Below are 15,229 nucleotides of genomic sequence, written 5' to 3' on the forward strand. Positions count from 1 at the left end.
GTTCGCGGCCGGTGCCTTCAGCAACCCTTCAGCTGCGGCGCACCTTGCTGTCGTCGGTGCGTGCTGCCTTTGTTTCCATGCCCCCCAGCCGCGCGCTCAGGAAGTCGATGAAAGTTCGCAGCTTGGGCGACATGTACTGCCGGCTCGTGTACACGGCGAACAGCGTGACCGGCGTGGCCTCGAACGCGGGCAGCAGCCGCACCAGCCGGCCCTGTGCCAGGTCGTCGTCGATGAGCCACACGGGCAGGTACGCGATGCCCATGTCGGCGCGCACCGCGTGCAGCGTGAGCGTGGTGTCGTCCGAGCGCATCGCGGGCGTGAGTCGCAGCGGGAACATGCGCCCGCCCGGCCCCTTGAGCGCGAGGTTGTCCAGGTTCACGTAGCTGGGCACGATCGCGCCCAGCTTCGCGAGGTCGGCCGGCACCGCGGGCATGGCGCCGTGGCGCTTCAGGTAGGCCGGCGTGCCTGCAAGATGAAAGGGCACGCGGCACAGCGGCCGCGCGATGAGCGCGGGCGAGGGCTCCTGTGTGGCGCGCAAGGCCAGGTCGTAGCCGTCGGCCGCGAGATCGACCTTGCGGTTCTCCAGGTGCATGTCGACCAGCACCTCGGGGTACGCCGCACGGTAGTCGGCCAGCACGCGCGCAAAGCGCGGCGTGGCGCACCACACGGGCGCGCTCACCTTGAGCTGGCCGCGCGGTGCGTCGCTTGTCTGGCCGATGGCGGCCTCGGCCGCGTCGAGCAGGTCGAGCGCGCGGCGGCTCTGTTCGTACCAGGCGGTGCCGGCCTCGGTCAGGCTCAGGTGGCGGCTGGAGCGGTGCAGCAGCCGCGCGCCCAGCGATTTCTCGAGCTGCGCCACGTGCTTGCTGGCCATCGGCGCCGACAGGCCCAGGCGCTCGGCCGCGGCCACGAAACTGCCGGCCTCGACGACCTCGCGGAACACGCGCAGGCTGGTCATGCGGTCCATCGATGATTTCCTGTGAAGAAAGGATTTGATGCATCGTAGCCTGTCGATTTCCTGAAAGGAAATGTCTACAGTCGATCCAACGCCTTCAAGGAGCATCGACTTGACCCACGACACCAACACGCTTTCCCGCCTGCCCACGTACTTCATCTCGCACGGCGGCGGCCCCTGGCCCTGGATGAAGAAGGAGATGGGCGCCACCTACGACCAGCTCGCCGCCTCGCTGGCCGACATGCCGCGCCAGATCGGCCGCACGCCGGCCGCCATCCTCATGGTCTCGGCGCACTGGGAGTCGCCCGTGTTCACCGTGCAAGGCAACCCGCGCCCGCCCATGATCTACGACTACGGCGGCTTTCCGGCCCACACCTACGAGGTGCGCTATGCCTCGCCCGGTTCGCCGGAGCTCGCGCAACGCGTGCAGTCGCTGATCGCCGCCGCCGGCCTGCCGGCGCAGATCGACCCCGAGCGCGGCTACGACCACGGCATGTTCTCGCCGATGGCCGCGATGTACCCGAACGCCGACGTGCCGGTGGTGCAGCTGTCGCTGCGGCGCGGGCTCGACCCGGCCGAGCACCTGGCATTGGGCCGTGCCATCGCGCCGCTGCGCGACGAGAACGTGCTCATCGTCGGCAGCGGCCTGAGCTATCACAACCTGCGCAACTTCGGCCCGCAGGCGCACGGCGTGTCGAAGGCCTTCGGCGACTGGCTCGACGAGACGGCGGTGCAGGCCACGCCGCAGGCACGCGTGCAACGCCTGCAGGACTGGGCCTCGGCCCCGTCGGCGCGCATGGCGCACCCGCGCGAGGAGCACCTGATTCCGCTGATGGTCGCGGTGGGCGCGGCCGAAGGCGACGTCGGCGAGCGCGTCTACCACGAGGACGCCTTCATGGGCGGGCTCGTGGTGTCGAGCTACCGGTTCGGCGCGGCCTGAAGGCACGCGGGCCGCGCGGCAGAATGAAGCCATGCCCACGCCTGCTCTTCCCACCCCCGACGAATCCGCCGAAGCCCGGCGCCAGATCGCCCGCATCGAAGCCCTGTCCACCTCGCACGACCCGGTGCACGACGGCATTCGCGTGCGCTGGCGCCGCTTCGGCTCCGACACGACGCAGCCGCCCATCGTGCTGCTGCACGGCGGCCACGGCAGCTGGATGCACTGGCTGCGCAACGCCGAGGCGCTGTCGGCGCAGCGCACGCTGCTCCTGCCCGACATGCCCGGCTTTCACGATTCCGACGCGCTGCCGCGCGTGGCGCCCGGCGAAGACGCCCTGGTGCCGCTGCTGGCCGCGCTCGGCGGCACGCTCGATGCGCTCATCGGCGCCGGCACGCCCATCGACCTGGGCGGCTTTTCGTTCGGCGGGCTCACCGCCGCGCGCTTCGCGGTGCGGCGCGGCGCCATCCGCCGGCTGGCGCTGATGGGCAGCGGCGGCCACGGCACCTTGCGCCGCATGACAGTCGAGATGATCAACTGGCGCGCCGCCCCCGACCGCGAGACCGAGCGCGCCGCGCTCATGCACAACCTGGGCGCGCTGATGCTGCACGCGCCGGCCGCCATCGACCCGCTGGCCTTCGAGATCCACGACCTCTCGTGCCACGGCACGCGCTTTCGCAGCAAAGAGGTGTCGCTCTCGGGCGGGCTGCAGGCCGCGATCGACGCGCTGGGTGTGCCGACGCTGCTGCTGTGGGGCGAGTTCGACGTCACCGCCGACTCGCGTCCGCTGGTGGCGCAATTGGCCAGCGAAGGTCCCGGCCGCGAAGGCGTGGTGATCGACGGCGCGGGGCACTGGGTGCAGTACGAACGCGCCGACGAGACCAATGCGCGGCTGCTGAAGTTCTTCGGCTGAACGTCGCCGCGACCCGTTACTGCTTCGTGAGGCCGAGCTTGCGGATGGTCTCGGCCCACTGGTCGTAGGTCGTGCGCGTCAGGTCGGCCAGCTGCTGCGGGGTCGACGATTCGGCCTCGTACGCACCCTGGCGGAAGAAGTCGCGCGTGGCCGGCATCGCCAGCACCTGCGCCAGCGCGGCATTGAGCTTGGCGACCACCGGCGCCGGCATGCGCGCCGGGCCGTAGAAGCCGAGCCAGCTTGCCATGTCGACGCCGCTCACGCCTTGCTCGCTCATCGTCGGCACGTCGGGCAGCATCGCGCTGCGTTTCGGCGCCGCCACCGCGAGCATGCGCACCTTGCCGGTGGCCGTGTTCTGGATGGCGTTGGGCGCCGCGTCGAAGTAGTACTGCACGCGGCCCGCGAGGAAGTCCTTCGCCGCATCGGCGCCGCCCTTGTAGGGCACGTGCACCACGTCGAGCCCGGCCTGCCGCGCGAAAGCCTCGCCGTAGATGTGCGACGAGGTGCCGGTGCCGAAGGAGGCGTAGCTCATCTTCCCCGGGTTGGCCTTGATGTACGCCACCAGCTCCTGCACGTTGCGCGCCGGCACGCTCGCGTGCACCGTCAGCACCAGCGGGCCGCGCGCGCCGAGCGAGATCGGCGTCAAGTCCTTGAACGGGTCGTAGCGCACCTGCGCCAGCGTCTGCGGGTTCTGCGCCACCACGGAAGAGGGGGCGTACATGAAGGTGTAGCCGTCGGGCGCCGCGCGGATCACTTCCTCGGTCGCGAGGATGAAGCTCGCGCCCGGGCGGTTCTCCACGATGACCGGCGTCTGCAGCACCTCGCCGAGCTTGTTGGCGACGAAGCGCGCCTGCGAATCGGAAGCGCCGCCGGCCGCCAGGCCGAGCACGATGCGGATGCTGCGGCCCTTTTCCGGAAAGTCCGTGGGTGAGGCCGCGAACGAAGACAGCGGCAAGGCGATCGCGCCCAGCGCGAGCCATGCGGCCGCGCTGCGTCGGGTGATGAAAGAAGAAGGGCTCATTGCTTGGCCAAGCCTACCTGCTGGACCATCGCGCCCCAGCGCTCGTAGGTCGAGCGCGTGATGCCGGCAAATTCTTCCGGCGTCGTCGCACCGGCTTCGTAGCCGCCCGTGCGATAGAACTCGCGCACCTGCGGCATCGCCAGCACCTGCGTGAGCGCCGCGTTGAGCTTGGCCACCACCGGCGCCGGCATGCGCGCGGGGCCGTAGAAGCCGAGCCAGCTCGGCAGGTCCAGCCCGGCGTAGCCTTGTTCGGCGAAGGTGGGCACGTCGGGCAGCGCCGGGATGCGCGCATTCGCCGCGATGGCCAGCACCTTCACCTTGCCCGTGGCCGAGGTGATGATGGCCGACGAGGCCGAGTCGAACATGTACTGCACACGCCCGCCGATCAGGTCCTTGGCCGCGTCCGAGCCGCCCTTGTAGGGGATGTGCACCGCATCGACGCCGGTCTTCTTCACGAAGGCCTCGCCGTAGATGTGCGACGAGGTGCCCGCGCCGAACGAGGCGTAGCTCACCTTGCCGGGGTGGGCCTTCACGTAGGCCACGAGTTCCTTCACGTTGTGGACCGGCACCGTGGTGCTGACCGACAGCACCAGCGGGCCGCGCCCGCCCATCGAGATGGCGGTGAAGTCCTTGAACGGGTCGTAAGGCACCTGCGCGAAGGTGTGCGGGTTCTGCGCCATCGTGGAAGAGGGCGCGTACAGCAGCGTGTAGCCGTCGGGCAGGGCGCGCGACACCTCGTTGGCCGCGAGCATGGTGCTCGCACCGGGCTTGTTGTCGACGATCACGCTGGTGCCCAGCACCTCGCCGAGCTTCTGCGCCACGATCCGCGCCTGCGCGTCGGTGCCGCCGCCGGCGGTGAAGCCCACGACGATGCGGATCGGTTTGTTGCGCGCCGGAAAGTCCTGCGCGAACGCGAGCGGCGCCAGGCCCAGCAAGGCCGCGGCGCCGAGCGCCGTGCCGAACGCACGGCGGGTGCCGTTGAGTTTCTTCATCGATGTCTCCGTTGGAATGTCCTCCTGATATTGATTTAGAAAATCATAAAAATCCATATTGACTAGGGAATACCCCGAGCAAACGCCTTTTTTTGGCTTTTGTGTTTGACAAAATGAACATTGAAATCAAAATACGACGAAACAGCCCATCCAAGACACCCATCTCATGAAAACTGTCGTCCGCACCGACGAGCGCATCCTGTCCTCCGACATCTTCGACCGCGACAGCCGCGTCAAGCGCCCTGACCACGGCAGCTGGGCCGAGCCCGGCAAGAACATTCCGGTCTATCACCGCTGTGGCGTGCTGGTGGTCGGCGGCGGCCCGTCGGGCACCGCCGCAGCCGCTGCCGCCGCCCGCGCCGGTGCCGACGTGGCACTGCTCGAGCGCTACAACCACCTGGGCGGCCTGTCGACCGGCGGCCTCGTGATCTGGATCGATCGCATGACCGACTGGGAAGGCAAGCTGGTGATCCGCGGCTTTGCCGAAGAACTGTTCGACCGCCTGCCCGCCGACGCCATCGCCGGCCCGCAGCGCGCGGACTGGGGCTCGCAGGACGTGGCCAAGGCCGCGCACTGGTCGCAGCGCACCGCCGCCTATCACGGCATCGTCACCTGGTCGCCCACCATCGACCCCGAGCGCCTGAAGCTGCTCTCGCAGGAGATCGTGCTGGAGCGCAAGGTCAAGCTCATCTACCACTCGTGGGCCGCGATCCCGATCGTGCAGGACGGCGCCGTCAAGGGCGTGGTCTTCGAGAGCAAGGAAGGCCGCATGGCCATCATGGCCGACGTGGTGGTCGATGCCACCGGCGATGGCGACCTGTTCGCCCGCGCCGGCGCCGCCTACGTGAACGACATCGAGGAGGCCGACGTGCACCACTGCATGAACACCTCGTGGCTCTTCGGCGGCGTGGACATGAACCGCTGGATCGACTTCAAGGCCGGCCAGCCCGAGGCCTTCGCCGGCTTCATGGCGCGCGGACGCGAGCAGCTCGGCCTGTTCGAGCGGCCCTTCGTCTCGTGGCGCAACGACGTGGCGCTCTTCATGGGGCCGCGCCAGTCGGGCTATTCGGCGCTCGACGTGGACGACCTCACGGCCGTGGAAGTGCGCTCGCACCGCGCCATGGCCGCGCACCTCGACTACTTCAAGGCGCACGCGCCCGGCTTCGAGGACGCCTACCTGATGCTGAGCGCGCCGCAGATCGGCGTGCGCCATGCGCGGCGCCTCACCGGCGTGGGCGCGGTGCTGCGCAGCCAGTGGCCCGACGGCGTGGCGCTGGCGGACGAGATCGGCGTGACGCCCGCGGTGTCGCCGAAATTCCCGAACATCTCCATTCCCTACGGCGCGCTGGTGCCGCAGCAGCTCGACGGCCTCGTGGCCTGCGGGCGCCACATCTCGTGCGACCGCAACTCGCACGGCTTCATGCGCGAGATTCCGCAGTGCTGGATCACCGGCCAAGCCGCGGGCGTGGCGGCGGCGCTGGCGTCGCAGGGCGGCATCGCGCCGCGCTTCGTCGATGTCGGCGCGTTGCAGTCCGCGCTGCTGGCGCAGGGCGTGTACCTGCGGGCCGGGGGCGAAGCCGGGCAGGGCGCGGCCTCCGTCGCGGCCGAAGCCAGCGCCTGACCCGGCTCCTTTTTTGCCATGAACCCGGCCGACCTCCTTTCGCGAGCCTCTACATTGCAGAGTCTTGCAAAGCGTTCAAAGGGTCCTTCCATGTCCACCGATAAAAACGACAGCTCTCTTTCCGCGGCCGATGCCTCCGATTCGCGCGGCGAACGTTCCGACACCGTGAGCGCGCTGGAGCGCGGCATCTCGGTGCTGCGCTGCTTCAGCGAAGACCGCCCGGTGCTCGGCCACGCCGACGTCGCGCGCATCACCGGCATTCCGCGCCCCACGGTCAACCGGCTGGTCGCGACGCTGCTCTCGCTGGGCATGCTCAAGCCCGCGCAGGCGCCCGACCGCTTCATGCTCGGGCCGGGCGTGGTGTCGCTCTCGCGCGTGTTCCTCGGCAGCCTCGATGTGCGCGCCGCCGCGCGGCCCAGCATGCAGGCGATGGCGGAGGAGGTCGGTGCCTCCGTCTACCTCGCGGTGCGCGACGGCATGGAGATGGTGCTGATCGAAGCCTGCCGTCCGCGCTCGTCGATGCTCTCGGCACGGCTGGACGTGGGTTCGCGCGCGCCGCTGCCGAACTCGGCGCTCGGCCGCGCGTACCTCTCGGCGCTTCCCGACGCGCAGCGCAACCAGCTGGTCGATTCGATGCGCCTCCTGCGCGGCCCCGAGTGGGACGGCATCGCCGCGCCCATGACGCGCGCCATCGGCGAAGCCAAGCGGCTGGGCTACTGCCTCTCGCTCGGCGAATTCCACCGCGAGATCAACTCGGTGTCGGTGCCGCTCATCGGCCCCGACGGCGAGGTGATGGCGCTCAACGGCGGCGGTGCCGCCTTCGTGTTCACCGAAGACCGGTTGCGCAACGAACTCGCACCGCGCCTGCACGACATCGCGCTCACCATTGCGCGCGACATCGGCGGGCATGTGCCTTCCCCCTCGCCGGGTTAGCAGCCCGGCCGGGGTTCGATCCCCCACGACATAGAAGAACGGAGACACAGGTCATGCACCTGAGCGATGAAGAAAAAGCCATGTACGACGGCCGCGACGGACCGGCCGTGCAGAAGGCGATGGACCTCTTGATGCGCTACGGCGAAGCCCTCGGCGCCGAGCGACTGGTCGAGACGCGCAACGTCTGCGCCACCATCACCTCGACCACGCCTTTCCAGCGCGACTTCGCGCTCGCCAAGGGCGGCGGCATGGACGCGGTGTTCTCCGAATTCAGCCTCGACAGCCAGGAGACGGTCGAGATCCCGAAGTTCAAGGTCTTCACGAGCCACCTGCAACTGGGCTTCGACCCCGGCCAGCCCGAGCGCATGGGCGTGAGCGAGGAGATCGTGCAGTTCTACAACAAGAGCGAGCGCCATGCGGCCGGCCTCGGCGCGCAGATCATGAACACCTGCACGCCCTACCAGGTGGGCAACATTCCGACGCGCGGTGAGCACTGCGCGTGGATGGAATCGTCGGCCGTGGTGTATTGCAATTCGGTGCTCGGCGCGCGCACCAACACCGAGGGCCGCGAGAGCACGGGCGCGGCGATGCTCACCGGCCGCATTCCGTACTGGGGCTACCACCTCGAAGAGAACCGCCGCGCGACCCATGTGATCGAGCTCGACATCGAGGTCGAGTCGGTGCAGGACTGGGGCCTGCTCGGCTACTACATCGGCGAGCACGTGCAGGAGCGCGTGCCGGTGGTGCACAGCCGGCGCGGCATCGGCCGCGTGCCGAATTTGCCGCGGCTCAAGCACTTCGGCGCGGCCGCCTCGTCCTCGGGCGGCGTCGAGATGTACCACATCGCCGGCGTCACGCCCGAGGCGCTGACGCTGGAGCAGGCGCTCGGCGGCAAGGCGCCCGTCGAGGTGCTGCGCTACGGCGAGGCCGAGCGCCGCGCCACCTACGAGAAGATCAACGTTACCGGCAAGGACAGCGAAGTCCAGTACGTGATGCTCGGCTGCCCGCACTACACCATCGAGCAGATCTGGGAGGCCGCGCAGCTCATCGAAGGGCGCAAGGTGCACCCCGACTGCGAGCTGTGGATCTTCACGCCGCGCGCCATCAAGTCGCTGGCCGACCGCAACGGCTACACGAAGATCATCGAGGACGCGGGCGGCATCCTCATGAGCGACAGCTGCTCGGCCATGAGCCGCGCCGTGCCCAAGGGCACGAAGACCGTGGCGCTCGATTCCGCCAAGCAGGCGCATTACCTGCCCGCCATCCTCGGCGTGCAGGCGTGGTTCGGCAGCACGGCCGAATGCGTCGATGCGGCCTGCACCGGCCGCTGGAACGGGGGCTACGCATGAACGCCGCAGTCACGACCGAAGAAAAGACCATCGTGATCCGTGGCCGCAAGGTGGTCGGCGGCGTGGCGGAAGGCGAGGCACTGGTCACGCGCGACCGCATCTCGGGCTGGGGCGGCATCGACCCGCGCACCGGCACCGTCATCGAGACGCGGCACGAACTGCGCGGCCAGAGCTTCGCGGGCAAGGTGCTGGTGTTCCCGGGCGCCAAGGGCTCGTCGGGCTGGTCCGCGATGTTCCACATGACGCGGCTCATGAACTCCGCGCCCGCTGCGTTCCTGTTCAACGAGATGACGACCAAGATGGCGCTCGGCGCCGTGGTGACGCATTCGCCCTCGATGACCGACTTTGAGCGCGACCCCCTCGAATGCATCGAGACCGGCGACTGGGTGCGCGTGGACGCCGACCGTGGCGTGATCGAGATCACCAAGAAGAACAACCACAAGACCGGAGACCGTTCATGACCCGCCCCCTGCGCAGCAACTTCCCGCGCGGCTCCTACCTCTGGTCGGTGCGCAATGCGCACTGGCGCGCGCTTGGCATCCCCGAAGAGGATTGCGAGAAGCCCAAGATCGCCATCGTCAACAGCTCCTCGGAACTGGCTGCGTGCTTCAGCCACCTCGACAAGGTGGCGGCGGAAATCAAGGCGGCGATCCGCGCGGCGGGCGGCGTGCCGTTCGAGATCCGCACGGCCGCGCCCAGCGACTTCATCACCGGCGCGGGCGCACGCGGCGCCTACATGCTCGGCGCGCGCGACCTCGTGACCAACGACATCGAAGTGGCGGTCGAAGGCGCGCAGCTCGACGGCATGGTCTGCCTCACTTCGTGCGACAAGACGGTGCCGGGGCAGCTCATGGCGGCCGCGCGGCTCAACATCCCGACATTGCTCGTGCCCTGCGGCTACCAGCCGAGCGGCGAGTACCGCGGCAAGCACATGGACATCGAGGAGGTGTTCATCGGCGCGATGCACGCGGTCACCGGCCACCTGCCCGTGGAAGAACTCGTGGGCATGAGCCGCGAGGCGATCCGCGGGCCGGGCGTGTGCTCGGGCCTGGGCACGGCCAACTCGATGCACATCGTGTGCGAGGCGCTCGGCATGGCCTTGCCCGGCAGCGCGCCGGTCGCCGCGCTGAGCCCGAAGATGATGGACGACGTGCGCGCGGCCGGCACGCGCATCGTGCAGATGGTGCTGGACGACCTGAAGCCGCGCGACATCCTCTCGGCCGGCGCCTTCGCCAACGCGGTGCGCGCGGTGCTGTCCGTCGGCGGTTCGCTCAACACGGCCAAGCACCTGCAGGCGATATCGACCGAAGGCGAGTGCGGCGTCGATGTATACGGCCTTTTCGAGAGCCTCGGCCCGACGACACCGGTGCTGGCCGGCGTGCGACCCATCGGCGAGCATTCGATCGAGGCCTTCGAGGCGGCGGGCGGCTGCCGTGCGCTGATGAAGCAGCTCGCGCCCTTGCTCGACACGGGCGCGCTCACGGTGACGGGCGGTACCGTCGCCGACAACCTGCGCCGCGCCGAAGTAATGGACGCCGAGGTGATCCGCCCCATCGACCGTCCGGTCGCGCCGCTGCCGGCCATCGTGCTCTTGCGCGGCAACCTCGCGCCCGAGTCGGGCCTCATCAAGACCGGCATCGCCGAGCGCAAGGTGCGGCGCTTCACCGGGCCGGCCGTGTGCTTCTGGACTTCAGATGCCGCCATCGCCGCGATCAAGAACCACGAGATCGTCCCCGGCCAGGTGGTCGTGATGCGCGGCGCCGGCGCGTGCGGCGGGCCGGCCATGGGTGGCGGCGCATCGCGCGTGGTCTTCGCGGTCGATGGCGCGGGGCTGGGCGACCAGGTCGCGCTGCTGACCGACGGGCATCTCTCGGGCCTGGTCTGCAAGGGGCTCGTGGTGGCCGAGGTGTCGCCCGAGGCGGCACTGGGCGGTCCGCTCGGCTTAGTGCGTGACGGCGACGTGATCACCATCGACCTCGACGAACGCCGCCTCGACATCGCATTGACCGACGCCGAACTCGCCGCGCGCCGCGCCGACTGGCAGGCGCCGCCGCCGGCCTTCGACACCGGCTGGCTGCAGCAGTACCGGCGCAACGTGAGCCCGTTGTCCAAGGGGGCCGTGCTCGTGCGCACCGAGCGCCCGCAGCCCGCCAGCTAGACCTTTTTCACCCCGGCCTTCGCCAACCGGTGCGCACCCCCGTGCGCACCCGGTGGCGCAGCCCTGCGCGCGATCCAAGTTTTCAACCCAAAAAAGAGCAGGAGACAAGAAACCATGAAGAGACTTTTGATGTGGTCGGCCATTGGCCTGGCCAGCAGCGGTGCGGCGCACGCGCAATCCAGCGTCACCGTGTTCGGCGTGATGGACCTCGGCGTCCAGTACACGAAGGGCGAGGGCGGCGGCTCGGTCAAGGCGCTGTCGAACGGCGGTCTCTCGACCAGCCGCATCGGCTTTCGCGGCACCGAAGACCTGGGCGGTGGCCTGCGCGCGGGCTTCTGGCTCGAAGGCAGCCTGAACCCCGACCTGGGCACCGGTCGGCCGAGCAACACCAACAACCAGACGAGCGGCGCGGGCCCGGCGGGACCGATCACCTTCGACCGCATGTCCTTCGTGAGCCTGTCGCACGATTCGCTGGGCGAAGTGCGGCTGGGCCATGACTTCATTCCCACGCACTACAACAGCATCTACTTCGACCCCTTCAACGCCAACGGCGTGGCGCGCGCGGGCAACCTCACCTTCGCGGGCGCGGGCACCGGGCCGCTGCCCACGGCCATCACCGGCAGCAACACGGTGAGCTACTGGCTGCCGGCCAAGCTGGGCGGCTTCTACGGCATGGCGATGGTCGGCACGGGCGAGAACAACTCCACCGCGCCGAACCGCGACGACGGCAACTTCGGCGGCGCGCGCTTCGGCTTCGCCTCGGGCGCGTTCGACATCGCGGCGGCCGTGACGCGCTCGCACTTCAACGCCACCTCCACCATCGGCAACTACACGCACGCCAACATCGGCGGCTCGTGGGATGCGGGCTTCGCGAAGTTCTTCGCGCTTTACAACAAGGTGACGGTGAAGCTCGCGGCCGGCACGGTGCGCAAGAACACCGTCGAGATCGGCGCGCACATCCCGGCCTTCGAGGTCGGCCGCATCCGCGTGAGCTACGCCTACCTGGACGACCGCAGCGACGAGAGCCTGCGCAACGCCAACGGCATGCCGCGCAACCGCGACGACGCGCGCCAGTTCGGCATCGGCTACGTGCACAACCTCTCCCGGCGCACCGCGCTGTACGGCACGTACGCGCGGCTGATGAACAGCGGGCAGGCGCGCTACGTGGTAAGCGGCGGCAGCGCGCCGGCGGGCGGAATGCGCTCGTCGGGCTGGGAGTTCGGCGTGCGGCACCTCTTCTGAACAAGGAGGCTTTCATGCGACGCAGAACCTTGACTCTCGCGGCCCTCGCCGCCACGGCACTGCCCGGCGCTGCGGCCTGGAGCGCCGACGCGTACCCGAACAAGCCGCTGAAGCTGATCGTCGGCTTTGCCGCGGGCGGCGGCGCCGATTCGCTCACGCGCATCATCGCGGAAGGGCTGTCGAAACAGCTCGGCCAGCAGGTGATCGTGGAGAACCGACCCGGCGCCGACGGCGTGCTCGCGGCGCAGGCCACCTCGTCGGCCAGGCCCGACGGCTACACGCTGCTGATGGGCACCAACACCGCGATGGTCGCCGCGCCCACGCTGCGGCCGACCTCGCCCTACGACCCGTTCAAGGCCTTCACGCCGATCAGCTCGGCGGGGCAGTTCTCGATGTTCCTCGTGGTGCCGTCGAGCTTGCCGGTGAAAAGCGTGAACGAGCTGCTGGCGCTTGTGGCGTCGAAGCCCGGCGCGCTCAACTCGGCATCGAGCAACAGCGCCTCGGAGCTCGCGATGCTGCAGTTGCTGGGCGAGCGCAAGGTGGTCAACGCGCGCGACAAGGGCGACATGCAGGCCATGACCGACCTGCTGGGCGGGCAGATCCAGATGATGTTCACCACCGGCACGCTGGCGCCAGGCTTCGTGAAGGAGGGGCGCATCCGCGCGCTGGTCACGCTGTTGCCGCAGCGCAGCGGCTTGCTGCCCGATGTGCCGACGGGCGGCGAGCTGGGGCTGGGCAAGCTCACGATCACGCCCTGGGCCGGCTTCTTCGGGCCGCCGGGGCTGCCGAAGGAGATCACCGACAGGCTCTCGCAGGAGTTGCAGAACACGCTCAAGCGGCCCGACGTGCATGCGCAACTGGTGCAGCAGGGCTTCGAGGGCTACGGCATGAGCCCCGCGAAGTTCGCCGAGTTCTTCCGCACGCAGTACGACGCCTTCGGCGCGACCGTGCGGGAGCACAACGTCAAGTTCGAATAGAAGAGGCCTCGCGGCGCCAGAAGGCGGCATCGGGGAAGGTGCCGGCACCGGCCGCGGCGTTGTCCGTCATGTGCTCCGCGCGGCTCGTGCCCGGGATCGTGCATGTCACGGCCGGATGGCTCAGCACGAACTTCAGCAGCACCTGCGCCCAGCTCGTGCAGCCGATGTCGCCGGCCCAGGCGGGCAGCGGCCTGTCGCGCAGGCGCCGCAGCAGGCCGCCGCCGCCGAAGGGCATGTTGACGATCACCGCCACGCCGCGCTCGGCCGCGAGCGGCAGCAGGCGCTGCTCGGCATCGCGCGCATCGAGCGAGTAGTTGATCTGCAGGAAGTCGAGCTTCTCGGCGCGCAGCACCGCTTCGACCTCGTCGTAGGCCGAGGCGGTGTAGTGGGTGATGCCGATGTAGCGCACGCGGCCTTTCTCTTTCCAGCCGCGCAGCGTGGCGAGGTGGGTGCGCCAGTCGACGAGGTTGTGCACCTGCATCAGGTCGATCTCTTTCGTGCGCAGCCGAGTGAACGACTGTTCCATCTGCGCGATGCCTGCCTCGTGGCCCGAGGTCCAGACCTTGGTCGCGAGGAAGGGCCTGGTGCCCGGCTTCGTTGTAGCCAGCAGTTCGCCGGTGGTTTCCTCGGAGCGGCCGTACATCGGCGAGCTGTCGATCACCGTGCCGCCGGCCGCGAAGAGCGCGTCGAGCACGCCGGGCAGGCGCCCGTATTCGTCGGTGCCGGGGCGCTGGTCGAAGCCGATCCAGGTGCCGCAGCCGACGACCGGCAGGGCTTCCTTCGTGGAGGGAATGGGGCGGGTGGTCATCTGCATCGCGGGCCTGCGGGGTGGCTGCTGGGCGAAGGAGGGGAGCGCGGCACCTGCGCACAGGGCTGCGCCCAGTCGGAGCAACCGGGCGCGCGTGAGGGCGTAAGGGTGTGCGTTCGTGAGGGGCGTCGTCACGAACGAAATTCTGCGCCCGCCATGCCGGCGGGCGGAAGGGCTCAGCGCAGGTAGCGCCCGTCGGCCTTGAGCATCGACAGCTCCGAGAAGGTCAGCCCGCGGTGCTCGCCGGGCCGGTACGACACGGCGATGCCGCCGAGGTCGAGCGTCTTGAACGACTCCAGGCCTTTCTGCAGCGACTCGGGCGTGGGGTTGGCGCCCGCGCGCTTCAGGCCTTCGACCATGACCTTGGCCGTGACGTAGCCCTCCAGGCTGGCGTAGCTGAACTCGGTCATGCCGATCTTCTTCATCGCCGCCTGGTACTCGGCAATCACCGGCATCGCGCTGTTCCACGGGTAGGGCACGACCTGCGAGATGACCACGCCGGCCGCGTCCTTCTTGATGTCCTGGAAGAGCTTCTGTCCGTTCAGGAAGGAGAACGAATAGAAGGCCGTCTCGCCGCCGGTCGCGCGGTAGGCCGCGATGAATTTCGCCGCCACGTCGTTGGTGGCCGACAGCACCACGGCCTTGGGCTTGAGCTTGGCCAGCTCGGCGGCGCGCTCGGCCGCGTCGGAACCGTCGTTCTTGATGGCCACGCTGCCGACCATCTTGTCGCCGCGTTCGGCAATGAACTTCTGCGTGCTCTCCATCGCCGAGCGCGCGCCGGGGTTGTCGTTGTGCGCGAAGGCGATGCGCGACAGGCCGATGGTGAACAGGTGGTTCACGATGCGGCTGTATTCCTCGTCGAAGCTGATGCGCACCGGAAAACCGAACTCGCTGAACTTCACCACCGGGCCCGCGCCCGTGTAGGGGCCGACGACGGGAATCTTCAGCTCGTTGGCCGCCTTCAGCGCGCCGACCGCCGACGAGGTGCCGATGGGCATCAGCACGCCCACGGCGCCGTCGCGCGCGAAGGTCTTGACGTTCTCGGCGCCCTTGGCGGGGTCGTAGGCGTCGTCGAGCTGGCGCAGCTCGACCGGCCGGCCGTTGACGCCGCCGCTCGCGTTCAGCGCGGTGAACATGGCACGGATGCCCACCAGTGGCTCGGTCGACAGCGACGCGAGCGGGCCGGTCTGCACGTAGGTCTGGCCGATCAGGAGCGGCTTGGCGGGCTGGGCCGAGGCGGGTGCCCCTGCACAGACGAGGGTGGCGAGCGCGGCGAGGGCCAGAAACCGCAGGTGAATCTTTTTGTGTCTCATGGTCACTAATTGT

14 protein-coding genes are annotated in these 15,229 nt (G+C 69.2%); 9 read left to right on the plus strand and 5 right to left on the minus strand.

Annotated features, from left to right (window positions below):
• Positions 1-28 precede the first annotated feature (28 nt).
• Positions 29-964, minus strand: coding sequence for a LysR family transcriptional regulator (locus AC1RGU_RS07280; RefSeq protein ID WP_492695691.1), 936 nt, complete (start codon positions 962-964; stop codon positions 29-31).
• A 100-nt stretch (positions 965-1,064) separates the two neighbouring features.
• On the opposite strand from AC1RGU_RS07280, the gene AC1RGU_RS07285 reads away from it, so the two are divergent.
• Both AC1RGU_RS07285 and AC1RGU_RS07290 read left to right on the plus strand, forming a co-directional pair.
• A complete protein-coding gene (locus AC1RGU_RS07285) occupies positions 1,065-1,892 on the plus strand; it encodes a DODA-type extradiol aromatic ring-opening family dioxygenase (RefSeq protein WP_369647440.1) in 828 nt (275 codons plus the stop codon).
• A 31-nt stretch (positions 1,893-1,923) separates the two neighbouring features.
• A complete protein-coding gene (locus AC1RGU_RS07290) occupies positions 1,924-2,802 on the plus strand; it encodes an alpha/beta fold hydrolase (protein WP_492695694.1) in 879 nt (292 codons plus the stop codon).
• Positions 2,803-2,818: 16 nt separating this feature from the next.
• Here AC1RGU_RS07290 and AC1RGU_RS07295 read toward each other — a convergent pair whose 3' ends face one another.
• The gene (locus AC1RGU_RS07295; RefSeq protein WP_492695696.1) at positions 2,819-3,823 is read right to left on the minus strand and encodes a Bug family tripartite tricarboxylate transporter substrate binding protein; all 1,005 of its coding nucleotides are present in this window, start codon (positions 3,821-3,823) and stop codon (positions 2,819-2,821) included.
• On the minus strand, positions 3,820-4,815 hold the full coding sequence (locus AC1RGU_RS07300; RefSeq protein ID WP_492695698.1) for a Bug family tripartite tricarboxylate transporter substrate binding protein: 996 nt from the start codon (positions 4,813-4,815) through the stop codon (positions 3,820-3,822). Before AC1RGU_RS07300 ends, AC1RGU_RS07295 begins: the two co-directional genes overlap by 4 nt.
• 166 nt (positions 4,816-4,981) lie before the next feature.
• Between AC1RGU_RS07300 and AC1RGU_RS07305 the strand changes: the two genes are divergently transcribed.
• The 7 genes from AC1RGU_RS07305 to AC1RGU_RS07335 all read left to right on the plus strand — a co-directional run bounded on the left by AC1RGU_RS07305 (position 4,982) and on the right by AC1RGU_RS07335 (position 13,095).
• Complete coding sequence (locus tag AC1RGU_RS07305; RefSeq protein ID WP_492695700.1) at positions 4,982-6,436, plus strand: FAD-dependent oxidoreductase; 1,455 nt, start codon at positions 4,982-4,984, stop codon at positions 6,434-6,436.
• Positions 6,437-6,526: 90 nt separating this feature from the next.
• A complete protein-coding gene (locus tag AC1RGU_RS07310) occupies positions 6,527-7,369 on the plus strand; it encodes an IclR family transcriptional regulator (protein WP_062475657.1) in 843 nt (280 codons plus the stop codon).
• Between the two features lie 53 nt (positions 7,370-7,422).
• A complete protein-coding gene (locus AC1RGU_RS07315) occupies positions 7,423-8,718 on the plus strand; it encodes an aconitase X (protein WP_492695702.1) in 1,296 nt (431 codons plus the stop codon).
• On the plus strand, positions 8,715-9,179 hold the full coding sequence (locus AC1RGU_RS07320; RefSeq protein WP_492695704.1) for an aconitase X swivel domain-containing protein: 465 nt from the start codon (positions 8,715-8,717) through the stop codon (positions 9,177-9,179). The genes AC1RGU_RS07315 and AC1RGU_RS07320 overlap by 4 nt, the downstream gene beginning before the upstream one ends.
• Entirely contained in the window at positions 9,176-10,876 is a 1,701-nt protein-coding gene (gene ilvD / locus AC1RGU_RS07325; RefSeq protein ID WP_492695706.1) for a dihydroxy-acid dehydratase, read from the plus strand. Before AC1RGU_RS07320 ends, ilvD begins: the two co-directional genes overlap by 4 nt.
• A gap of 114 nt (positions 10,877-10,990) precedes the next feature.
• On the plus strand, positions 10,991-12,118 hold the full coding sequence (locus tag AC1RGU_RS07330) for a porin (protein WP_492695708.1): 1,128 nt from the start codon (positions 10,991-10,993) through the stop codon (positions 12,116-12,118).
• A 14-nt stretch (positions 12,119-12,132) separates the two neighbouring features.
• The gene (locus AC1RGU_RS07335; RefSeq protein ID WP_492695710.1) at positions 12,133-13,095 is read left to right on the plus strand and encodes a Bug family tripartite tricarboxylate transporter substrate binding protein; all 963 of its coding nucleotides are present in this window, start codon (positions 12,133-12,135) and stop codon (positions 13,093-13,095) included.
• Here AC1RGU_RS07335 and AC1RGU_RS07340 read toward each other — a convergent pair.
• Entirely contained in the window at positions 13,082-13,909 is an 828-nt protein-coding gene (locus tag AC1RGU_RS07340; RefSeq protein ID WP_492695712.1) for an aldo/keto reductase, read from the minus strand. The two genes, AC1RGU_RS07335 and AC1RGU_RS07340, sit on opposite strands and share 14 nt — an antisense overlap.
• A gap of 170 nt (positions 13,910-14,079) precedes the next feature.
• Complete coding sequence (locus AC1RGU_RS07345) at positions 14,080-15,216, minus strand: ABC transporter substrate-binding protein (RefSeq protein WP_492695714.1); 1,137 nt, start codon at positions 15,214-15,216, stop codon at positions 14,080-14,082.
• Positions 15,217-15,229: the final 13 nt, after the last annotated feature.

It is taken from the genome of Variovorax sp. GW823-FHT02B07 (genome assembly GCF_058797695.1).